The sequence below is a fragment of the Pantoea sp. S-LA4 genome (assembly GCF_054482835.1).
On sequence record NZ_JBTLRC010000002.1, the window covers coordinates 167,201 to 188,442 of the forward strand.

Consider the following 21,242-nt stretch of genomic DNA (forward strand, 5'->3'; position numbering starts at 1 on the left):
GTCATGATGCTGAGAGCGAATGGCGCTTGCTTAGATGACAAAACGGGGCGGATATCCGCCCCATACTGTCGGCTCTGCACGCAGAGCGCGCTTAGCGAGCGTGAAGGTTAGTGTTTTTTCAGTTTGTCTTTGTGTTTGGTCAGCTGACGGGCAAGCTTGTCGATTAGCCCATCGATGGCCGCATACATATCTTCCGCTTCCGACGTGGCGTGCAGCTCGCCACCGTTGATGTGAAGCGTTGCGTCGGCCACCTGCGTGACCTTCTCGACCTTCAGGACAATATAGACCTGATTGATATGTTCGAAATAGTGTTCCAGTTTGGCAAATTTACCGCTGACGAAATCGCGCAGTGGTGCGGTGATTTCAACATTTTGCCCGGTAAGGTTCAGCTGCATAGGTCTTCCTTCTCATTTCTGTCAAACCAGCTGTTTACGCTGGTTCGATGGCGGGATGGATAAAGACTCGCGGTATTTGGCGACGGTACGACGTGCCACCATGATCCCTTGATCAGATAACATGGAGGTGAGTTTACTGTCGCTCAAGGGTTTGGCTGGATTTTCCGCCGAGATTAATTTTTTCACCAGCGCGCGAATCGCCGTCGATGAGGCTTCGCCGCCACCTTCAGTATTCACATGACTGGAGAAAAAGTACTTCAGTTCAAAAATGCCACGCGGACTGTGCAGATACTTTTGCGTGGTCACGCGGGAAATGGTCGACTCGTGCATCTCTACCGCCTGTGCGATATCAGCCAGCACCATCGGCCGCATGTACTCTTCGCCCTGCTCAAAAAACGCCTGCTGCTGCTCGACGATACAGCGCGTCACCTTCAGCAGTGTGTCGTTGCGGCTTTCCAGGCTTTTAATCAGCCAGCGCGCTTCCTGCAGGTTACTGCGAATGAACTGGCTGTCGCTGTCGTTGCGCGTCGCCCCGCTCATGGCGGCATACTGCTGATTGATTTTCAGGCGCGGAACGCTGTCGGCGTTAAGCTCAACCGTCCAGCGGTTGCCGACTTTACGCACCAGCACGTCGGGAATGACATATTCCGGTTCGCCGGTATTAATCGACTGACCGGGACGCGGGTCCAGCGACTGAATTAACAGCATCGCCTCTTTCAGCACCTCTTCTTTAAGGCGCGTAACCCGCATCAGGCTGCGAAAATCGTGGTTAGCCAGCAGATCCAGATGTTCACTGACGATTAGCCGGGCTTCCGCCAGCATCGGCGTTTCGGGCGCATATTGCGACAGCTGAACCAGCAGGCAGTCACGTAGATCGCGTGCGCCAACGCCAATCGGATCAAAGCGCTGAATGCGTTTCAGCACCGCTTCCACTTCATCGGCCTCAAGCTCATCGTTGCCGATGCTGTCGAGAATCTCTTCAAGCGAAACGGTGAGGTATCCGGTGTCATCGATCGCATCCACGATCGAGGTGGCAATGGCGCGGTCGGTATCGCTGAACGGCGTCAGTTCAACCTGCCACATCAGGTAATCCTGCAGTGACTGGGTCGTCTCACCCTGATAAACCGGTAATTCATCATCCTGGTAATCGGTACCGGTGCCTGACGGCGTGCCGGCAGTGTAAATCTCATCCCAGGTCGCATCCAGCGGCAGCTCATCAGGCATCTCTTTCTGCTCAAGCGCCTCACGGGTATCCAGCGCTTCGCCTTCCTGAGCCTCACGAGAGTCGATTTCTTCATGCAGATCGGTCTGTTCAAGCAGCGGATTACTTTCCAGTGCCAGCTGTAACTCCTGCTGGAGTTCAAGCGTAGAGAGTTGCAGCAGGCGAATCGCCTGCTGCAACTGCGGTGTCATCGCCAGCTGTTGGCTGAGCCTGAGTTGCAAACCTTGCTTCATAGACAGGATGGTAGTTCCCAGGTAAACATCAGTATTTACGACACCTTATCAGAGTCTGAACTCTTCACCCAAATAAACCCGCTTAACCTGCTCATCTGCCAGAATTTCATTCGGCGTGCCGTGCGCGATCAGGTGACCCTGACTCACGATATAAGCCCGTTCGCACACCGCTAAGGTTTCGCGCACGTTATGGTCGGTGATCAATACGCCCAGACCGCTGTCACGCAGGTGCTCGATGATTTTCTTGATGTCGATGACCGAGATCGGGTCAACACCGGCAAACGGCTCATCCAGCAGGATAAATTTGGGGTTCGCAGCCAGCGCGCGGGCGATCTCGACCCGGCGGCGTTCACCGCCGGATAGCGCCTGGCCCATGCTGTCGCGCAGGTGCTCGATGTGAAACTCTTCCATCAGTTCGTTGGCGCGATCCTGACGCTGCTCTTCAGTGAGATCGTCACGGATTTGCAGGACCGCCATCAGGTTATCGTAGACGCTGAGGCGACGGAAAATCGAGGCCTCCTGCGGCAGATAGCCGATACCGCGGCGCGCGCGGGCGTGCAGCGGCAGGATACTGATATCTTCATCATCAATAATAATGCGGCCTGCGTCGCGCGGCACAATACCGACCACCATGTAAAAAGTGGTGGTTTTACCGGCGCCGTTCGGGCCCAGCAGGCCGACAATCTCGCCGGACTTTACCTGCAGACTGACATCTTCTACCACGCGACGGCCTTTATATGCCTTCGCCAGGTTTTCTGCGATTAATGTGGCCATAGCTATCAGTTACTCTTCTTTCCGCTGTTGGACGAACCTTTATCCTGCAGTTGCGATGGCACCAGCACTGTAGTGACGCGCTTGTTCTGGCCCTGGCTGTACGCCTGCATTTTCTGCTCTTTCACCAGATAGGTAATGCGATCGCCTTTGATGTTGCTGTCCTGCTGCTCAATGAAGGCGTTGCCGGTCAGCTCTACAAAGTCGTTAGCCAGTTCATAATGCAGTTTTGCCGCGTGGCCCTGAACGGGTTTGCCGCTGTCCTGCATCTGGTAAAAGGTAGCCGGATTGCCGTAGGCATCGACGATGGTTTTCTTGCTGTCGCCGCCCGGACGGGTCACGACCACTTTATCGGCGGTGATTTTGATCGAACCCTGGGTGACGATAACGTTGCCGGTAAAGGTCGCGACATTGCCCTGCAGATCCAGCGCCTGGTTCTGTGAGTCAATATTGACGGGCTTATCCGAGTCACCGGTCAGGGCCAGCGCAGGTACGCTGCTCGCCAGCAGCATGCTGGCCAGTAAAAACCTGAGGCTATTTTTGTTCATTTTGAATTTCATAAGAAGTTTTGACCTTTTCGATTAACTCGGCGTTTTTTGTCCGTAAATTGCCGCGCATTTTCATGCCGGTGGAGTTAAAACTACGGCCATATAACGTCACCTGGTCGTCAGAGGTTACATCCTGAGTGACAAGATTGATCTGGGCATTGTCGGTTTTGACCCGTTCAAGCTGAGAATCCTGCGTCAGCGTGTTCAGTTCAACATGACCATACAGATAGAGCATACGATCTTTAGTGAGCTTTGCTTTGTCCGCACGGAGTTTCCAGGTCGGCACTTTATTTTCGTCGTAAGTCGTCATGACCGGATTATCAAACCAGCTGATCTCCTGATCCGAAAAATAGGTCACTTTATCGGAGATCAACTTATACGACAGCGCACCCTGTGGGTTGTAGACCACGGTGTGTGAATCCGCACTGGTATAGGTCGGTGCCTGATCATCGGTGGCAACCGGCGTACTCTCATCCTGATTGGTAAGATTCCAGCCGATTAAAACCAGTGCAATCAAGGTCAGAATCAGCGTCATCCAACGCCTGCTTTTACTCATACTGATTGCCCTTTGGCATCCTCAAATTTGTTCTGCGACATTAAGATAAGATCGCACAGTTCACGCACCGCGCCGCGTCCGCCAGCAATGCGCGTCACGTAGTGCGCACGCGGCAACAGCACCGGATGTGCATCCGCCACCGCCACGCTTAATCCCACTTTTGCCATCACCGGCCAGTCGATCAGGTCATCACCGATATAGGCGACCTGCCGATCGGAAAGAGACAGTTTATCCAGAAGTTCGCCATAGGCCAAAAGCTTATCCGATTGTCCCTGATAAAGATGACGAATGCCGAGCGTTTTACAGCGATCTTCCATCAGACGCGCATTACGGCCTGTAATAATAGCCACTTCCACATCGGAGGTCAGCAGGCAACGTATGCCGTAGCCGTCCCGCACATTAAAGGCTTTCAGCTCTTCACCGTTATTGCCCATGTAAATCACCCCGTCGGACATCACGCCATCGACGTCGCAAATCAGCAGACGAATCTGGCTGGCGCGGGCCATGACCTCGGCGCTGACCGGTCCGTAGCAGGTATCAATCGGGGGAGTTGCCTGTTGCATTTTCATTTCCTGTTCAGACCACGCCAGCGCGTAGCATGTCATGCATATGTACCACACCGAGCAGATGGTCGTCATCGGCGACCAGGATCGAGGTAATGTTTTTGGTTTGCATCAGGTTCAGCGCTTCAACCGCCAGCATATTAGGTCGCACCCGAATGCCGCCAGGCGTCATCACTTCGCCAATGGTAGCGTGCTGGAAATCGATACCCATATCGAAGATGCGGCGCAGGTCACCATCGGTAAAAATGCCTTCAATCTTCATCAGATCATCGACGATGACCGTCAGTCCGAGGTTTTTGCGGGTAATTTCCAGCAGGGCATCGCGTAGCGACGCGTCACGAGTGACGTGAGGCAGTTCATCGCCGCTGTGCATGATATCGGCGACATGCAGCAGCAGTTTACGCCCCAGCGCGCCGCCGGGATGCGAGAGCGCAAAATCTTCGGCGGTAAAACCGCGCGCTTCCAGCAGCGAAACGGCCAGCGCATCACCCATCACCAGCGTGGCGGTGGTGCTGCTGGTGGGTGCCAGGCCGAGCGGGCAGGCTTCCTGCGGGACGCTGACGCACAAGTGGACATCGGCCGCCCGACCCATCGCGCTTTCAGGCCGGCCAGTCATGCAGATCAGCGTGATCTTCTGCCGCTTCAGCACCGGAATCAACGCGAGAATTTCATTCGACTCGCCGCTGTTGGAGATGGCGATCACCACATCATTCTGGCTTACCATACCGAGATCGCCGTGGCTGGCTTCAGCCGGATGGACGAAAAAGGCTGGCGTACCGGTACTGGCAAAGGTGGCCGCCATTTTTTTACCGATGTGTCCTGACTTGCCCATCCCCATTACCACCACTTTCCCTTTGCAGCCGTAGATCAGGCTACAGGCGCGGGTAAAATCGTCGTTAATGTACTGATCGAGCTGCTCAAGGCCTTCACGCTCAATGCGCAATACCGCTTTGCCTGCGCGCTGGAAATCAAAAACTGCCGGTTGCTGATATGACATGGTCAGTCTGTCCTTGTTAGCCGTCCATAAACGCGGGCTGCATCCACAGCAGCGTCACCCAGACGAAGAAACCACAGAGTAAAAGTGCGCCTGCCCGGCGGCCCACGCGTCGGCGGCGTAACAGGCAGAGCAGGGCGAACAGGGCGCTGACGCCCAGCATCACCCAGTAATCGCGGGCGAAAGCGTGGTAGTCGATGCTGCCAGGGTGCATCAGCGCCGGCAGGCCCAGTACGATAGCAATATTATAAATGTTGGCGCCGATCAGGTTACCGATCGCGATATCATCTTCGCCCTTCAGCGCGCCGGCAATCACCGTCGCCAGTTCGGGCAGACTGGTGCCAACCGCAATCAACGTCAGGCCCATCACCAGCTCGCTGACGCCAAAATAGTCGGCAAACACCGTGGCGTTGTCGATCACCATCCGCGTCGACATCGGCAGGATAATCAGTGCGACCGCCAGCCAGAGGAAGGCCACCGTATTACCGCCTTCATCGCGCGGCAGTTCCGCCAGCTGTTCACGGGTCAGGGTATCGTTGTTATCCCGTTCCGCTTTGCGCGCGATGCGGATCACCACCATCAGATAAATGGCGGCGATGGCGATCAACCCGATGCCATCCAGTCGGCTTAGCTGATTATCAAACAGCATAAAACCACTGAGCAGCGTCACCAGTAGCATTAATGGCAGTTCCCGGCGAATCAGGTTTGAGTGTACGCTGAGCGGATGCATTAACGCAGCGGCACCCAGAATCAGTAAAATGTTGGTAATATTCGAGCCGAGTGCGGTGCCGACAGCAAGATCCATCTGGCCATGCTGCGCGGCGGAGAAGGAGAGGATCATCTCGGGCAGCGACGTGCCGATGCTGACCACCGTCATACCGATGATTAACGGCGGAATGCCAAATGATCGACAGAGTATCGAGGCGCTAAACACCAGACGATCGGCACCATAAGCCAGTAAAAGCAAACCGATAATCAGCAGTGCAGAAGCTACGAACATGAAAAATCCTTGCGTAAAAACCCCAGGCCGGCACGCCTTATCTGACGGGTTTCAGGTTCTGTGCGATGAATCAGGCGCTGATTTTGACCGTCTGAAAGGCAAAAGTAAATTTAATGGCCGTTTTCGCCAAATCTTACCGATAAGTTTCTGTAAAGCTATCGTGAATCAGGAGCGAACAGGCTACCATCGTAACCCATGTTTACGCCCGATCCTTACAAGAGGTAATAATGATCCAGCAGCAGACGAATCTGGTTGAGGTTCGTGGCGTGAGTTTCGCGCGCGGAGATCGCCAAATCTTCGATGACATTTCGCTGACCGTACCGAAAGGCAAGGTGACGGCGATAATGGGACCCTCCGGGATCGGCAAAACCACTCTGCTACGCTTGATTGGGGGTCAGCTTCAGCCGACCCGCGGCGAAATCTTTTTTCGTGGCGAAAACATCCCGTCACTATCACGCGCTAAGTTGTATGAAGCGCGTAAAAAAATGAGCATGCTGTTCCAGTCTGGCGCGCTGTTTACTGACTTAACGGTGTATGAAAATGTTGCCTGGCCGCTGCGTGAACACACCCAACTGCCAGCCCCGTTACTGCACAGCACGGTATTAATGAAGCTGGAAGCGGTCGGCCTGCGCGGCGCGGCGCAGCTGAAACCGGCTGAGCTGTCGGGCGGGATGGCGCGTCGCGTGGCGCTGGCACGCGCTATAGCACTGGAACCAGAACTGATAATGTTCGACGAACCCTTTGTCGGACAGGACCCGATTACCATGGGCGTGCTGGTTAAACTGATTGATGAACTTAACCACGCGCTGGGGCTGACCTGTATTGTGGTGTCGCACGACGTACCGGAAGTATTAAGTATTGCGGACTACGCCTATATCGTGGCCGGACAGAAAATTATCGCACACGGCACCACGCCGGAACTGCGAGAAAACAACGATCCGCGTGTCCGCCAGTTTATTGATGGAGAAGCGGATGGTCCGGTTCCATTCCGTTTTCCTGCCGGCGACTATCTCGCGGATTTAACCGGCTCAGGGAGTAACTAAACTGATGGTGTTGAAGGCGCTGGCGGCATTAGGTCGTCAGGGAATTGAAACGTGCGCCAGTTTTGGACGCGCAGGACTCATGCTGTTTCATGCGCTGGTCGGCAAACCAGCGTTCCGCAGACACACGCCGCTACTGATTAAACAACTGTATAGCGTCGGCGTGCTGTCGCTGCTGATCATCGTGGTTTCCGGTCTGTTTATCGGCATGGTGCTTGGCCTTCAGGGGTATCTGGTCTTAACCACTTACGGGGCTGAAACCAGTCTGGGTATGCTGGTGGCGCTGTCGTTGCTGCGCGAACTGGGGCCGGTAGTGACCGCGCTGTTGTTCGCCGGACGGGCAGGCTCCGCACTGACCGCCGAAATCGGCCTGATGAAAGCGACCGAACAGCTCTCCAGCATGGAGATGATGGCGGTTGACCCGTTACGCCGGGTGGTATCGCCGCGCTTCTGGGCGGGGTTTATCAGCATGCCGTTGCTGGCGCTGATTTTTACCGCGGTGGGTATCGCTGGCGGAGCGCTGGTCGGCGTGAGCTGGAAAGGGATCGATCCCGGTTTCTTCTGGTCGGCGATGCAGAATGCCGTTGATTTTCGTTCCGATGTAGTGAACTGCCTGATTAAAAGCGCGGTATTTGCCGTTACCGTAACGTGGATTGCGCTGTTTAACGGCTACGATGCGATTCCAACTTCTGAAGGGATCAGTCGCGCGACGACGCGTACCGTGGTGCACGCGTCACTGGCGGTGCTCGGATTGGATTTTGTGCTGACAGCACTGATGTTTGGGAACTGATGCAATGCAAAGCAAAAAAAGCGAAATCTGGGTTGGCATTTTCATGATTATGGCGTTACTGGCAGCGCTGTTTCTCGCGTTGCGCGTCGCCGATTTGAAGTCGATGGGCACGGAACCGACGTGGAAGCTCTACGCCACCTTTGACAATATTGGCGGCCTGAAAGCCAGTTCGCCGGTAAAAATTGGCGGCGTGGTGATTGGCCGGGTGACCGACATTGAGCTGGAGCCAAAAACGCTGCTGCCACGCGTCACTATGGAGATCAGCGATCAGTACGCCAATAAGATTTCAGACACCAGTTCGCTGGCGATCCGCACCCAGGGATTGCTGGGCGAACAATTTCTGGCGCTAAACTTAGGTTTTGACGATCCCGAGCTGGGATCGGCAATGCTGAAAGATGGCGACACCTTACGTGATACCAAGTCGGCGATGGTACTGGAAGACCTGATTGGTCAGTTCCTCTACAAGAGCGGCGATAATAAACAGAATAATGACAGTAAGGATGCGCAGGAGGACAGCAACGCTGCCCCTGCGGCACCGGCTCAACCTTAAAACAAGAGGGTATATATGTTTAAACGTTTACTGATGATTGCCATGCTGGTCGTGGCAGTGCCATTGACGGCGAATGCGGCCGATCAGAGCAATCCCTACAAACTGATGAACGAAGCGGCGCAGAAGACCTTTACCCGTCTTAAAAATGAGCAGCCGAAAATCAAGCAGGACCCGAATTACCTGCGTGAGATTGTGCGTCAGGAACTGCTGCCGTATGTGCAGATTAAATATGCCGGTGCTCTGGTGCTGGGACGCTACTACCGTGACTCAACGCCTGCGCAGCGCGAAGCCTATTTCAGCGCGTTCGGTGACTATCTGGCACAGGCTTACGGCCAGGCCCTGGCGCTCTATCACGGTCAGACCTATCAGATTCAGCCTGAGCAGCCGCTAGGCGATGCGAAAATTATCGCGATTCGCGTCTCAATTATCGATCCGAATGGCCGTCCGCCGGTTCGCCTCGATTTTCAGTGGCGTAAGAACAGCCAGAGCGGCAACTGGCAGGCGTATGACATGATCGCCGAAGGCGTCAGCATGATCACCACCAAACAAAATGAGTGGAGCGATCTGTTACGCACTAAAGGGATCGACGGCCTGACGGCGCAGCTGAAATCCTCCGCCGCGCAGCCGATCACGCTGGATAAACAGCAATAATGCGCGAATCGTTAAGCTGGCAGCGTGAAGCCAGCACACTGTCACTGAAAGGTGAGCTGGACCGCGATACGCTGCTGAGCCTGTGGCAGCAGCGTGACACGTTGATCAAAGACGTGGATATTATTGACGTCGCGGCGCTGGAGCGGGTCGACTCTTCCGGATTAGCCCTGCTGGTGCATCTGCGTGAAATCGCCCGGGCGCAGGGCATTACCCCAAGGTTTGCCGGTATCAGCGACAAACTGCAGTCGCTGATTACCCTTTACAATCTGCAACAGATTATTGTTTCTGCGGATAAAAGCGCCTGATTTCCGGTTGTTATGCTAAGCCCCTGTTTTACACAGGGGCTTTTGCGTATTTAAGAGTCAGCCGCTTTCCTCTAAGATGTCCCCCTTATTATTATCAGGTGAAGTTAAGCGCAATGGAAAACAGTGAAATTCAGGCCGTGCTGATGGCAGCATTGCCTTTAGATGAAGTGCATGTGATGAGCAATGATGGCAGCCATTTTCAGGTGATCGCCGTAGGCGAACTGTTTGGTGAGCTGAGCCGCGTTAAGAAGCAGCAGGCTGTTTACGCGCCGCTGATGGAATTCATCGCGGATAACCGCATTCATGCTGTCTCCATCAAAACCTATACTCCCGCTGAATGGGCGCGTGACCGTAAACTCAACGGTTTCTGATCCGTCAGCCTGGTGAACTCGCCGTGCGCGAGTCCGACCTTTAGCTAGTTAATTGAGAGCCGTGTTAATGGACAAATTTCGTGTGCAAGGCCCCACCCGCTTAAGTGGTGAAGTAACCATTTCCGGGGCGAAGAACGCCGCGCTGCCTATTCTGTTTGCTGCCCTGCTGGCTGAAGAGCCGGTCGAGATCCAGAATGTGCCCAAGCTGCGCGATATCGATACCACCATGAAGCTGCTGAGCCAGCTGGGTGCGAAGGTGGAGCGTAACGGTTCTGTGCATGTCGATGCCAGCGCGGTGGATGTCTTCTGTGCCCCTTACGATCTGGTCAAAACCATGCGTGCTTCGATCTGGGCGCTGGGTCCGCTGGTGGCGCGTTTTGGTCAGGGTCAGGTTTCACTGCCGGGTGGCTGTGCGATTGGCGCGCGTCCGGTCGATCTCCATATTACCGGCCTTGAGCAACTGGGTGCCGAGATCAAGCTGGAAGAGGGCTATGTTAAAGCCTCCGTCAATGGCCGTCTGAAAGGCGCGCTGATCGTGATGGATAAAATCAGCGTCGGTGCGACCGTGACGATCATGAGCGCTGCGACCCTGGCGACCGGTACCACGGTGATTGAGAATGCTGCCCGTGAGCCAGAAATTGTCGATACCGCCAACTTCCTCAATACCCTCGGCGCGAAAATCAGTGGCGCAGGCACCGATAAAATTACCATCGAAGGCGTTGAGCGTCTGGGCGGTGGGGTTTACCGTGTGCTGCCGGACCGTATTGAAACCGGCACCTTCCTGGTGGCGGCAGCCATTTCAGGTGGCAAAGTGGTCTGTCACAAAACGCAGCCCGATACGCTGGATGCCGTACTGGCCAAGCTGCGTGATGCCGGTGCAGATATCGAAACCGGTGAAGACTGGATCAGCCTGGATATGCACGGCAAGCGACCGAAAGCGGTCAATGTCCGCACCGCACCGCATCCGGGTTTCCCAACCGATATGCAGGCGCAGTTCACGCTGCTTAACCTGGTCGCGGAAGGTACTGGCCTGATCACTGAAACCATCTTTGAAAACCGCTTTATGCACATCCCGGAATTAATTCGTATGGGTGCGCACGCGGAAATCGAGAGCAATACCGCAATCTGCCACGGCGTAGAAACGCTGTCTGGCGCCCAGGTGATGGCAACCGATTTACGCGCCTCTGCCAGCCTGGTACTGGCGGGTTGCATCGCAGAAGGCACCACGCTGGTCGATCGTATTTATCATATCGATCGTGGCTACGAACACATCGAAGATAAACTGAAAGCGATGGGCGCCAATATTGAGCGCGTCAGCGGCGAAGAGTAAGTCTGCTGAACGGTCCGGAAAAGAGCCAGCCCCATAACAGGGCTGGTTTTTTTTGCCGGGTGAAGGCTAGAGATCGTTGTGGTCATCGGGTTGATCGAGCGAGGATCGAATCCGCTGCTTACGATCCAGCAGGCAGTGTGTATCGGGATCGTAGTAGCGGCTGGGCCAGATCTCCGAAGGATGTACCTTGATCGCCTCCGCGATCAGCCATTCACCTTTGGGCCAGGGCCGCGACAGTGCATTCGCCAGCGTTGATGAACTCAGGCCTGCCGCCCGTGACAGAGCGGCCAGCGTGGTACCGCGTTTGTGCAAGGCGGCGATAATATCGGCGGGATGCCAGTCCTCAATCCTTTTCTGCATAAACCTGTTCTCCTTGTCCTTGTTATTGCGTCACCCAGGCGGGCGCTGACTTTCCTTTTTTCAGTATTATCTGGAAAGTTGACGGTTTTTATAGCAAATAGGTTCCGTATGTTTCCAGTAAAATTTGGATCTTAATCCAGATCTGCGTGAACCCACGCAAAAGCGATGCAACAACAGAAACAGGGGAGAAGGAAGTGAGGCAGATAAACAAAACGGAGCCAGAGCTGGCTCCGTCAGGGGTTAAAAATCGCGCTGAACAGACATATGCGCCAGTGATTCCAGCGCGCTGCGCCACGGCGTTACCGGCAGAATTTTCAGGGCTGCAATCGCTTTATCCGCTTCCTGTTCCGCGCGCTTGCGCGTCCATTCCAGCGAACCACACTGATTCATTGCTTCCAGCACCGGTTCCAGCAGATGCCGGCCATTGCCTTGTTCAATCGCTTCTCTGATCATCTTTGCCTGATCGGGCGAGCCATGCTGCATGGCATGCAGCAGCGGCAGCGTCGGTTTCCCTTCGCTCAGGTCATCGCCGGTATTCTTACCCAGCGTTTCACCGTCGGCGCTGTAATCCAGTAAATCGTCAATTAACTGGAAAGCCGTGCCCAGATAGCGCCCATAATCCTGCAGCGCTTTCTCTTCTTCAGGCGTCGCCTCAGCCAGAATCGCAGAGGCCTGTGAGGCGGCTTCGAACAGGCGCGCGGTTTTACTGTAAATCACCCGCATGTAGCTCTCTTCGGTGATGTCCGGATCGTTTACGTTCATCAGCTGCAGGACTTCGCCTTCCGCGATCACGTTCACCGCTTCCGACATCAGCGCCAGAATGCGCAATGAGCCCATACTGGTCATCATCTGGAAAGCACGGGTATAAATAAAATCACCGACCAGCACGCTCGCCGCATTGCCGAACGCCGCATTGGCGGTCGCTTTGCCACGACGCATATCGGATTCATCCACCACATCGTCATGCAACAGCGTGGCGGTATGGATAAATTCGATTAGCGCCGCATTGGTGACGTGCAGATCGCCCTTGTAACCCATGGCGCGTGCGGAAAGCACGGCGATCATGGGGCGGATACGCTTGCCCCCACCACTGATGATGTAATAGCCCAACTGGTTGATGAGCGAGACATCTGAATTCAGCTGGTCGAGGATGGTCTGGTTAACGGCAGCCATATCCTGTGCGGTTAATTCATTAATCTGTTCTAAGTTCATTCGTCTTTTCAGCTATGACTCGTTTCTCTGCCATGGTAAGTGCTTTTACCCAGCCAGCGTTCAGGTAATCTGTTACTGATTGTACTTGAATTTTCTGGTTGAGGAACGTTTGCGTTCAGCCTGTGTTTTTTTTCTGCAAGAGAGTGCAAAGTGCTCTTGTCTTCTCCTGGAGTTTTGCGTAGAATTCGCGCCCTATTGTGAATATTTAGCGCGCCGCCTGATGAACTAAAAGGCAAGCGCAGAAGCGGAGTTTTATATGTACGCGGTTTTCCAAAGTGGTGGTAAACAACACCGAGTAAGCGAAGGTCAGACCGTTCGCCTGGAAAAGCTGGACATCGCAACCGGTGAAACCATTGAGTTTGACCAGGTTCTGATGATTGCCAATGGCGAAGACGTGAAAATCGGCGCGCCACTGGTTTCAGGCGGTATGATCAAGGCGGAAGTTGTTGCTCATGGTCGTGGCGAGAAAATTAAGATCGTTAAGTTTCGTCGTCGTAAACACTACCGTAAGCAGCAGGGCCACCGTCAGTGGTTCACTGATGTGAAAATCACTGGCATCACTGCCTAAGAGGAGATCTGACAAATGGCACATAAAAAGGCTGGTGGTTCGACTCGAAATGGTCGTGACTCCAACGCAAAACGTCTGGGTGTAAAACGTTTCGGTGGCGAATCTGTTCTGGCAGGTAGCATCATCGTTCGTCAGCGTGGCACCAAATTCCACGCCGGTAACAACGTAGGTTGTGGTCGTGACCATACCCTGTTTGCTACCGCAGACGGCAAAGTAAAATTCGAAATTAAAGGTCCGAACAACCGTAAATACATCAGCATCGTTGCTGAGTAAGGTTGTCGTGACGCAGACGTTTAACGTCTGAACGCACGAATTAAAGGCCCCGCAACTGCTGCGGGGCTTTTTACATTCTGCGCTCGGTTGCCGTAAAGGCGACGCATCACAAAAGTTTGCTGTACACTTTATGTACGCACTGGCGAAAGCCAATCCTGATTTATCCGCCGCTGGTCAGCGCAGAAGACCCTGGCGGACCCGTTTGCAGAGTGCTGCAGACGATTGTGTGACGGAGATAGAAAATGAAGTTTGTTGATGAAGCGACAATATTGGTCGTCGCCGGTGATGGCGGTAATGGTTGCGTTAGCTTCCGCCGCGAAAAATATATCCCGAAGGGCGGCCCGGACGGCGGTGATGGCGGTGACGGCGGTGACGTTTATCTGATCGCTGACGAAAACCTTAACACCCTGATCGATTATCGTTTCGAGAAATCCTTCCGCGCCGAGCGTGGACAGAACGGCCAGAGCCGTGACTGTACCGGCAAACGCGGTAAAGACATTGTGGTGAAAGTGCCGGTCGGCACCCGGGTTATCGACCAGGGTACCGGTGAGACCTTAGGCGACATGACGCGTCACGGCCAGAAACTGATGGTCGGCAAGGGCGGCTGGCATGGCCTGGGCAACACCCGTTTCAAATCGTCGGTTAACCGTAGTCCGCGTCAGAAAACCATGGGTACGCCCGGTGAAAAACGCGACCTGCAACTGGAGCTGATGCTGCTGGCTGACGTCGGTATGCTGGGCTTGCCAAACGCCGGTAAATCGACCTTTATCCGCGCCGTCTCGGCAGCCAAACCGAAAGTGGCTGACTATCCGTTTACCACCCTGGTACCAAGCCTGGGCGTGGTGCGTATGGACAGTGAGCAGAGCTTCGTGGTGGCCGATATCCCTGGCCTGATCGAAGGCGCAGCTGATGGCGCAGGCCTCGGTATTCGCTTCCTGAAGCACCTTGAGCGCTGCCGCGTATTACTGCACCTGATCGACATCGACCCGATTGATGAAAGCGATCCGGTTGAAAATGCCCGCATCATTCTCGGCGAGCTGGAAAAGTACAGCGAGAAGCTGTTCAACAAGCCACGCTGGCTGGTGTTCAACAAAATTGATCTGATCAGTGAAGAAGAGGCGCAGTCACGTGCTAAAGCCGTTGCTGATGCGCTGGGCTGGGAAGGGAAGTATTACCTGATCTCTGCCGCCAGCCGTACCGGCGTCAACGAACTCTGCTGGGACGTGATGAGCTTCATCAACGCGAATCCGAAAGAAGCCGAGCTCGAAGAGAAACAGCCGGAGAAAGTGGAGTTCATGTGGGACGATTACCACAAAGAAGCCATTGAAAACGCGGTTGAAGTGGAAGATGAAGAGTGGGATGAGGAGTGGGATGATGAAGACGACGAAGGCGTCGAAATCATCTATCAGCGCTAACCCTCTGCGCGCATCATCAGCAGACAATAGCTGATGCGTGATGCTCCCTTTTCGGGTTGAAAAGGGAGCATCACACCGGCGTTAGCGCATCACCGCCACGCCCAGACGGGCACTGCAACACAACTGATCCCGACTATTACGAATCTCTATCTGCCAGCTCTGGCTGCGCTTACCCAGATGCAACGGACGACAAATCCCGCGCACCACACCGCTTGATACCGCACGATGATGGCTGGCATTCACTTCCACGCCCACCACGCTGCTGCCTTCCTCTGTTGCCAGATAGCCCGCAATTGAACCCATCGATTCCGCCAGTACCACCGACGCGCCGCCGTGCAGCAGGCCAAAAGGCTGATGCGTTCGGGCATCGACCGGCATGGTCGCTTCCAGATAATCATCACCGATCAGGGTAAAAATGATCCCCAGATGCGCCACCAGCGAGTTCTCACCCAGCGCATTCAGCTCCGCAAGATCGATGGATCGTTTCCAGATCGCTGACATCATCAGGCTCCCAGCGTTGCGCCGCCATCCACCACGATATCCTGTAAGGTCACATGGCTGGCGAGATCGGAGGCAAGAAACAGCACGCTGGCGGCAATTTCCTGCGGCTGCGCAATCTTTCCGAGCGGGATGCCGAGCTTAAACTGATCCGGGAAGCCCGCGATCATCTCCTGCTCACCGGTCGGCGTATGCCACAGGCTGCGCTGCATCTCTGTGTCGGTGGAGCCGGGTGAGACGATGTTGCAGCGCACGCCATACGGCGCCATCTCCAGACCCACGGTCAGGCAGAGGCTGCGCAGCGCCGCTTTTGATGCGCCGTAGGCGGACATGCCAATCCGCGGCGCGTGCGCTGAGTTTGAGGCGACGGTGACAATCGCGCCCGCCCGCTGCTGCCGGAACACTGGCAGGGTCTGCTGGAACAGGTTAAACGCGCCACCGGCATTGACGTTAAGACAGGCCTGCCAGTCGGTAAACGACAGCTCATCGGTGGCACCAATCCGCAGAATACCGGCGGCGTTAACCAGCACATCAATGCGCGGCTGAACCGCCAGCAAACGCTGGCAAAGGGTTTTCACCTGCTCCGGCTCGGAGACGTCCAGCGTATGACAGGGAAACGGGTAGTCGTGGCCGTGAAAACGCTGATCGAAGGCTTCAACCTGCGCGCCCGCCTGATGAAACGCCAGCGCGGTATGATAACCAATTCCCTGGCCGGCACCGGTTATCCAGACAATTTTTCCGCTGAAGTCGAATGCGTGGCTCATTGTGCAGGCTCCCGTGACAGCAGCGCCCACCAGCCATCAATACTTGGGTTTTTGGCCAGGCTGACAAAGTCGATATCGCCGTGCACCTGACGCCAGCGGGCCGCCAGCGCCATGACCCGCACCGAATCGAGACCGTAATCGATCAGGTTTTCATCATCTTCCGGCACGTCATCATCTTCCAGCAGCGGCAGAATCAGCGCCCGCAAATCGTCTTTGCTCAGCGGCAGCGGCATCAGGTCGGCGGTCATCACCACTTTGCCACTGCGGCCTGCGGTGTAGGTCAGCGCCATCATGTGCTCTTCGCGGCTGAAATCCGCCAGCGCATCGGCCACCATAAACGGCTGAATGTTGCGCATAAACGCATCGGTGGCGGTGGTCAGGCAGCCGATGTGGGCATAAACGCCGGTGATAATCAGCTGATCGCGGCCCATCTCCTGCAGGATCGACTCCAGCGGCGAGCGATGGAAGGCGCTGTAGCGCCATTTGGTCAGCACCTGATCGTCGGCATCCGGTGCCAGCGCGTCCACGATCTTCTGCTGATCGGGATGCTTATTCAGTCCTGGTCCCCACATATCGTTGAGCAGTGCACGATCTTCATCGCTCTGCGCATTGGGCTGGGCGGTGTAGAACACCGGAATCCCCTGTGCTTTGCAGTAACGACGCAGGCGGGCAATATTGTCGACCACCTGCTCCACCAGCGGGCTGTTTTCGCCCCAGAAATTCAGGAAATAACGCTGCATATCGTGGATCAGCAGCGCGGCGCGACCGGACTCCAGCGCCCATTTTACCTTGTTGGTCGGCAACTCAGTGGCGGCTGGCAGCGGATAAGAGGTCAGTTTTGGAATAGCCATAGAAAAATCTCCGGACAGATCAGGCTTGCGCTTGTTGATCGGCAAGTTGTTGGCGCAGACGTTTTTTATCCACCTTGCCGACGTGGGTCAGCGGCAGGGCATCTACGCAGGTTATACGGTCGGGCAGTTTGAATTCTGCTACCCCTAATTCACGCAGGTGACGACGCAGCGCCACCGGTTTAACCGGCTGACGGGCCACAATAAAGGCGCAGCTTTTCTCACCCATCAGCTCATCATTCATCGACACCAGCGCCGCGTGGATCACATCCGGATGACGTTGCAGCAGATTCTCGATCTCTTCTGCCGCGATCTTCTCGCCGCCGCGGTTGATCTGATCTTTCTCCCGGCCCTGAACGATGATGTTACCTTGCGGGGTGATCTCAATCAGATCGCCGGAGCAGTAAAAACCCTGTTGATCAAAGCTGGCGGCGTTATGTTCCGGGCTGTTGTAGTAGCCGCGGAAGGTATAAGGCCCGCGCGTCATCAGTCGACCAATGGCACCGGTCGGCAGCGGATTACCTTGTTCATCGGCGACCCACACTTCATCATCCGGCGAGATCGGGCGACCCTGGGTGGTCAGAATGGTGGTTTCATCATCATCAAGGCGGGTGTAGTTCACCAGGCCTTCCGCCATGCCGAACACCTGCTGCAGCTTGCAGCCGATCTCGGTCTGAATACGCGCCGCCAGCGTCTCGCCCAGCTTCGCGCCGCCAACCTGAATGCGTTGCAGCGACGCCAGTGCGGCATTGCTGCCCCATTCCTGAATCGCCTGCAGCCACAGACTCACGGCGGGCGGAACCAGACCGGTATCGGTCACCTGATGCTTTTCAATCAGCGGGAAGCAGAGCGTGGCGCTGGGATCGGCGGCCAGAATCACCTGTCCGCCTGCGTAAAACACCCCCAGCGCGCCCGGAGAGCTCATTGGAAAATTATGCGCTGCGGGCAGGGCGATCAGATAACGGGTGTCAGCGGTCACGCCACAGATCACGTCACTTTCGCGGATGCTGTAATAGTAATCGTTATGGGTGCGCGGGATCAGTTTTGGCGTGCCGGTGCTGCCGCCTGACAGCTGGAAAAAGGCCACTTCATCGCCCGCAGTCGGCGTAGCGACAAAATCACCCGCCGGTTCGGCCAGCAGCGCTTCAAGGCTGTTTTCAGCCTGGCCGTTGCCGCGCAGGATCACCTGCTGTAGCCCGTTATGATCGCAGCACAGCTGGTCAATAAACGCATCATCGGCGAACAGCGCGTGGCTGCGATCGGCAATCAGCAGGCGGGGCGCAATCTGGCTGGCGTACGCCGTCAGCTCAGTACGCTGATGACTGAACAGCGCGTTAACCGGCGCAACACCAATTTTAAACAGCGCAAACAGCGTCAGGTAAAACTCCGCCACGTTGCCGAGTTGCACCAGCGCGGTATCACCCGGTTTCAGGCCACGACGCTGCAACGCCGCCGCCAGGTTGTCACTTAAACGGGCCAGCTGGCGGTAAGTGAGCTGTCGATCGCCATCAATAACCGCCACGCTGTCGCGCTGCTGGTGGCGTTCGAGGATGTCGGTCATCGGCAGATCCAGCCAGTAACCTTTTTCGCGGTAACGCGCGGCCAGATCGTCAGGCCAGCGGCTGTAGGAAAGGGTCATACAGGTTCCTTTATTGCAGTCCAAAAGCGCGAAGCATGGTGTCGAGTTTGACGCCGGTTTCGCGCCATTCTGATTCGGGTTGTGAGTCAGCTACGATGCCAGCGCCAGCAAACAGTCGCACGCGCGGGCCATGCACCGTGCCGCAGCGAATGGTCACGACCCATTCGCCATTGCCCTGATCGTCGCACCAGCCGACAATGCCGCCAAACAGCTGACGTTCGAACGGTTCGAGTTGCCGAATCAGCTGTTGGGCGCGCTGATGCGGGAAGCCGCTCAGGGCGGGGGTCGGATGGAGCAGACAGGCCAGCGACAGCGCATTTTCACGAGAGTCGAGCACCTCGCCCTCAATCAGGGTGGCGAGATGCCATAGGGTTGCGGTGGTGATCAGCGACGGCACCTCTGGCACCGACAGCACCCGGCTGCGCGCTTGCAGCGTATTGCGCATCGCATCGGTCACCAGCTTATGCTCATGGCGATCTTTGTCTGAGCGCATCAGGCTATCGCCTGCCGCCTGGTCCAGCTGTGGGTCGGCATCACGGCGGGCCGAACCGGCCAGCGGACAGGAACTGAAACTGTGGCCCTGTTTGCGGATCATCAGTTCCGGGCTGGCTCCGACCAGCGCACCGCCTTCCGACAGCGGCAGATGAAAGTGGTAGCTGTTCGGGTTCTGCGCCACGATGCGTTGCATCAGGGCCGCGGTATCCACCGGCTGTTCAGCGGTGATATCCATCAGCCGCGACAGCACTACTTTATCCAGCTCGCCACGCTGCGTGGCAGAGACCGCCTGCGCCACCATATCGGTGAAAATGTCATGATCCGGTACCGCCGTGCGGCGGCGTACCTGCGGCAGATCGTTTTCACGGATTGCGGTTGCCGCGTGCAGATCGGCGCGGTTAAAGGTTTGCCAGGACTCAGGGATAAACAGCGCCGAGGGCTGATTGACGTCAAACGGAATCGCACCTACCAGAATCGGATGGGTAATGCCCTGTTTTCTGGCCGAGGCGAAATGGTGCTGCAATTGTTGCTGAAAATCCCCTGTCAGCGCATCGCCATCGTTGACCGGGGTGGTCAGCGTGGTGAAACAGCCTTGCGTGGTCAGGCTTTGCCAGGGAGAGGTAAACAGGAAACCGCGGCACAACGCGGAGAAATCCTGCAACAAGGGATGTTCAAACGTCAACGATTCCACCATAATTTTCACCTATAAATGATAAGATAATTAATAATGATTATCATTTGTATTGTGGCCCAGTAACCTACGTTGATTAGCCGGAAGTGTCAATAAATACGCGGTGTTTCGGCTGCGTTTTCCTGTTAAATCAGCACAAACAGCAGGGCAAATTGCCAGCAGAAAAGTGGACTGAAATTTATGACTAAACGTGGTGTAAAGGCGGCAATCGCGCTGTTTTTCTTCTGTATCAGTTTCGCGGCGGCGGCTCACAACGGCTGGCCGCGCACGATAGCCGGCGCAAAAGGCAGTGTGACCTTATCCCAGGCGCCAACCCGCATTGTCTCGACCAGCGTCACCCTGACCGGATCGCTGCTGGCGATCAATGCTCCGGTGATCGCCAGTGGCGCAACGGCACCCAACAGCCGGCTGGCCGATGGGCAGGGGTTCTTCCGTCAGTGGGGCGAGGTGGCAAAACAGCGCGGCGTAAAACGTCTCTATATTGGCGAGCCCAATGCTGAAGCGATTGCGGCGGAAGCACCGGACCTGATTGTGGTCAGCGCCACCGGCAATGATTCGGCGATCAAACTGGTCGATCAGCTGACCGCTATCGCACCGGTTCTGGTGATCAACTATGACGATAAGAGCTGGCAGCAGCTGGTGACGCTACTGGGTGAGGCAACCGGTCATGAATCTGACGCCGCCGCCCGCATCAGCGCGTTTGATGCCCAGGAAAAAGCGCTTAAATCCGCCTTAACGCTGCCGCCGCAGCCGGTTTCCGCCCTGGTCTGGAACGGTGACGGTCGCGCCGTTAATCTCTGGACCGAGGCATCGGCGCAGGGAAAATTGCTGCAGCAACTGGGGTTCACCCTGGCCACGCCGCCAGCCGACATGCAGCACGGTCACAGCATGGGGCAGCGTAAAGACATTATTCAGCTGTCAGGGGAAAATCTGGCGGCGGGACTGAATGGCCACACCTATCTGCTGTTTGCCGCTGAGCCGCAGACCGCAGAGCAGGTGATGAAGAACCCTTTCCTGGCGCAGACCCCAGCGGTGCGTGCCAACGCGGTTTATGCGCTGGGGCTGGATACCTTCCGGCTTGATTTCTACAGCGCCAGTAATTTGCTGACGCGGCTGGAAACGCTGTTCGTTAAATCCTGATATCCGCCGTCTGCGCAGGG

The 21,242-nt window shown here is 55.8% G+C and carries 26 protein-coding genes; 11 read left to right on the forward strand and 15 right to left on the reverse strand.

Translation table 11 applies throughout. The features are described from left to right. Window positions 1-107 precede the first annotated feature (107 nt). From hpf to ACX3P5_RS01690, 8 genes are read right to left on the reverse strand one after another with little or no spacing between them, the layout of a single operon-like run. Window positions 108-395, reverse strand: coding sequence for a ribosome hibernation promoting factor (gene hpf, locus ACX3P5_RS01655; protein WP_031375450.1), 288 nt, complete (start codon window positions 393-395; stop codon window positions 108-110). A gap of 21 nt (window positions 396-416) precedes the next feature. Next, window positions 417-1,850 (reverse strand): RNA polymerase factor sigma-54, encoded by a 1,434-nt coding sequence (rpoN, locus tag ACX3P5_RS01660; protein ID WP_233985488.1) that lies wholly within the window; start codon window positions 1,848-1,850, stop codon window positions 417-419. Between the two features lie 48 nt (window positions 1,851-1,898). Further along, the gene (gene lptB / locus ACX3P5_RS01665) at window positions 1,899-2,624 is read right to left on the reverse strand and encodes an LPS export ABC transporter ATP-binding protein (RefSeq protein WP_031375449.1); all 726 of its coding nucleotides are present in this window, start codon (window positions 2,622-2,624) and stop codon (window positions 1,899-1,901) included. Between the two features lie 5 nt (window positions 2,625-2,629). Continuing rightward, window positions 2,630-3,181: a lipopolysaccharide ABC transporter substrate-binding protein LptA gene (lptA, locus tag ACX3P5_RS01670; RefSeq protein WP_233985487.1), complete on the reverse strand. Its 552-nt coding sequence runs from the start codon at window positions 3,179-3,181 to the stop codon at window positions 2,630-2,632. Next, window positions 3,156-3,725, reverse strand: a complete 570-nt coding sequence (gene lptC / locus ACX3P5_RS01675; RefSeq protein ID WP_233985486.1) for an LPS export ABC transporter periplasmic protein LptC — start codon at window positions 3,723-3,725, stop codon at window positions 3,156-3,158. Before lptC ends, lptA begins: the two co-directional genes overlap by 26 nt. After that, complete coding sequence (gene kdsC / locus ACX3P5_RS01680; RefSeq protein WP_233985485.1) at window positions 3,722-4,288, reverse strand: 3-deoxy-manno-octulosonate-8-phosphatase KdsC; 567 nt, start codon at window positions 4,286-4,288, stop codon at window positions 3,722-3,724. Before kdsC ends, lptC begins: the two co-directional genes overlap by 4 nt. A gap of 13 nt (window positions 4,289-4,301) precedes the next feature. Further along, entirely contained in the window at window positions 4,302-5,285 is a 984-nt protein-coding gene (kdsD, locus tag ACX3P5_RS01685; RefSeq protein ID WP_233985484.1) for an arabinose-5-phosphate isomerase KdsD, read from the reverse strand. A 16-nt stretch (window positions 5,286-5,301) separates the two neighbouring features. Then, window positions 5,302-6,282 carry a calcium/sodium antiporter gene (locus ACX3P5_RS01690; RefSeq protein WP_336755943.1) on the reverse strand — a complete coding sequence of 327 codons (981 nt, stop codon included), beginning with the start codon at window positions 6,280-6,282 and terminating at the stop codon, window positions 5,302-5,304. Window positions 6,283-6,509: 227 nt separating this feature from the next. On the opposite strand from ACX3P5_RS01690, the gene mlaF reads away from it, so the two are divergent. The 7 genes from mlaF (at window position 6,510) to murA (ending at window position 11,319) form a co-directional block, all read left to right on the forward strand. Further along, the gene (mlaF, locus tag ACX3P5_RS01695; protein ID WP_233985482.1) at window positions 6,510-7,325 is read left to right on the forward strand and encodes a phospholipid ABC transporter ATP-binding protein MlaF; all 816 of its coding nucleotides are present in this window, start codon (window positions 6,510-6,512) and stop codon (window positions 7,323-7,325) included. A gap of 4 nt (window positions 7,326-7,329) precedes the next feature. Next, window positions 7,330-8,112 carry a lipid asymmetry maintenance ABC transporter permease subunit MlaE gene (mlaE, locus tag ACX3P5_RS01700; protein ID WP_233985481.1) on the forward strand — a complete coding sequence of 261 codons (783 nt, stop codon included), beginning with the start codon at window positions 7,330-7,332 and terminating at the stop codon, window positions 8,110-8,112. Between the two features lie 4 nt (window positions 8,113-8,116). Beyond that, on the forward strand, window positions 8,117-8,662 hold the full coding sequence (mlaD, locus tag ACX3P5_RS01705; RefSeq protein WP_233985480.1) for an outer membrane lipid asymmetry maintenance protein MlaD: 546 nt from the start codon (window positions 8,117-8,119) through the stop codon (window positions 8,660-8,662). A gap of 15 nt (window positions 8,663-8,677) precedes the next feature. Next, on the forward strand, window positions 8,678-9,313 hold the full coding sequence (gene mlaC / locus ACX3P5_RS01710) for a phospholipid-binding protein MlaC (protein ID WP_233985479.1): 636 nt from the start codon (window positions 8,678-8,680) through the stop codon (window positions 9,311-9,313). Further along, a complete protein-coding gene (gene mlaB / locus ACX3P5_RS01715) occupies window positions 9,313-9,618 on the forward strand; it encodes a lipid asymmetry maintenance protein MlaB (RefSeq protein ID WP_233985478.1) in 306 nt (101 codons plus the stop codon). Before mlaC ends, mlaB begins: the two co-directional genes overlap by 1 nt. A 113-nt stretch (window positions 9,619-9,731) precedes the next feature. After that, complete coding sequence (gene ibaG / locus ACX3P5_RS01720; protein ID WP_010251880.1) at window positions 9,732-9,989, forward strand: BolA family iron metabolism protein IbaG; 258 nt, start codon at window positions 9,732-9,734, stop codon at window positions 9,987-9,989. A gap of 67 nt (window positions 9,990-10,056) precedes the next feature. Beyond that, window positions 10,057-11,319, forward strand: a complete 1,263-nt coding sequence (murA, locus tag ACX3P5_RS01725) for a UDP-N-acetylglucosamine 1-carboxyvinyltransferase (RefSeq protein ID WP_233985477.1) — start codon at window positions 10,057-10,059, stop codon at window positions 11,317-11,319. Window positions 11,320-11,385: 66 nt separating this feature from the next. Here the strand turns inward: murA and ACX3P5_RS01730 are convergent, their stop codons facing one another. Next, window positions 11,386-11,679: a helix-turn-helix domain-containing protein gene (locus tag ACX3P5_RS01730; RefSeq protein WP_233985476.1), complete on the reverse strand. Its 294-nt coding sequence runs from the start codon at window positions 11,677-11,679 to the stop codon at window positions 11,386-11,388. A 240-nt stretch (window positions 11,680-11,919) separates the two neighbouring features. Then, window positions 11,920-12,891, reverse strand: a complete 972-nt coding sequence (ispB, locus tag ACX3P5_RS01735; RefSeq protein ID WP_458968198.1) for an octaprenyl diphosphate synthase — start codon at window positions 12,889-12,891, stop codon at window positions 11,920-11,922. Window positions 12,892-13,147: 256 nt separating this feature from the next. Here ispB and rplU point away from each other — a divergent pair, with 256 nt between their 5' ends. The 3 genes from rplU to cgtA all read left to right on the forward strand — a co-directional run bounded on the left by rplU (window position 13,148) and on the right by cgtA (window position 15,147). Then, window positions 13,148-13,459, forward strand: a complete 312-nt coding sequence (gene rplU, locus ACX3P5_RS01740) for a 50S ribosomal protein L21 (protein ID WP_031375435.1) — start codon at window positions 13,148-13,150, stop codon at window positions 13,457-13,459. Window positions 13,460-13,474: 15 nt separating this feature from the next. Beyond that, window positions 13,475-13,732: a 50S ribosomal protein L27 gene (rpmA, locus tag ACX3P5_RS01745; RefSeq protein WP_031375434.1), complete on the forward strand. Its 258-nt coding sequence runs from the start codon at window positions 13,475-13,477 to the stop codon at window positions 13,730-13,732. A 242-nt stretch (window positions 13,733-13,974) separates the two neighbouring features. Continuing rightward, window positions 13,975-15,147 carry an Obg family GTPase CgtA gene (gene cgtA / locus ACX3P5_RS01750; protein ID WP_233985474.1) on the forward strand — a complete coding sequence of 391 codons (1,173 nt, stop codon included), beginning with the start codon at window positions 13,975-13,977 and terminating at the stop codon, window positions 15,145-15,147. Between the two features lie 81 nt (window positions 15,148-15,228). Here cgtA and ACX3P5_RS01755 read toward each other — a convergent pair whose 3' ends face one another. The 5 genes from ACX3P5_RS01755 to ACX3P5_RS01775 are packed head-to-tail and all read right to left on the reverse strand — an operon-like array spanning window position 15,229 to window position 20,085. Then, window positions 15,229-15,648: a hotdog fold thioesterase gene (locus tag ACX3P5_RS01755; protein WP_233985473.1), complete on the reverse strand. Its 420-nt coding sequence runs from the start codon at window positions 15,646-15,648 to the stop codon at window positions 15,229-15,231. 2 nt (window positions 15,649-15,650) lie between these two features. Next, window positions 15,651-16,409, reverse strand: coding sequence for a 2,3-dihydro-2,3-dihydroxybenzoate dehydrogenase (gene dhbA, locus ACX3P5_RS01760; RefSeq protein ID WP_233985472.1), 759 nt, complete (start codon window positions 16,407-16,409; stop codon window positions 15,651-15,653). Continuing rightward, on the reverse strand, window positions 16,406-17,260 hold the full coding sequence (locus ACX3P5_RS01765; RefSeq protein WP_094122259.1) for an isochorismatase family protein: 855 nt from the start codon (window positions 17,258-17,260) through the stop codon (window positions 16,406-16,408). The genes dhbA and ACX3P5_RS01765 overlap by 4 nt, the downstream gene beginning before the upstream one ends. Window positions 17,261-17,279: 19 nt before the next feature. Beyond that, entirely contained in the window at window positions 17,280-18,896 is a 1,617-nt protein-coding gene (locus ACX3P5_RS01770; RefSeq protein WP_458968199.1) for a (2,3-dihydroxybenzoyl)adenylate synthase, read from the reverse strand. A gap of 10 nt (window positions 18,897-18,906) precedes the next feature. Continuing rightward, a complete protein-coding gene (locus ACX3P5_RS01775; RefSeq protein WP_458968200.1) occupies window positions 18,907-20,085 on the reverse strand; it encodes an isochorismate synthase in 1,179 nt (392 codons plus the stop codon). A gap of 177 nt (window positions 20,086-20,262) precedes the next feature. Here ACX3P5_RS01775 and fepB point away from each other — a divergent pair, with 177 nt between their 5' ends. Then, window positions 20,263-21,222 (forward strand): Fe2+-enterobactin ABC transporter substrate-binding protein, encoded by a 960-nt coding sequence (fepB, locus tag ACX3P5_RS01780; protein WP_458968201.1) that lies wholly within the window; start codon window positions 20,263-20,265, stop codon window positions 21,220-21,222. Window positions 21,223-21,242: the final 20 nt, after the last annotated feature.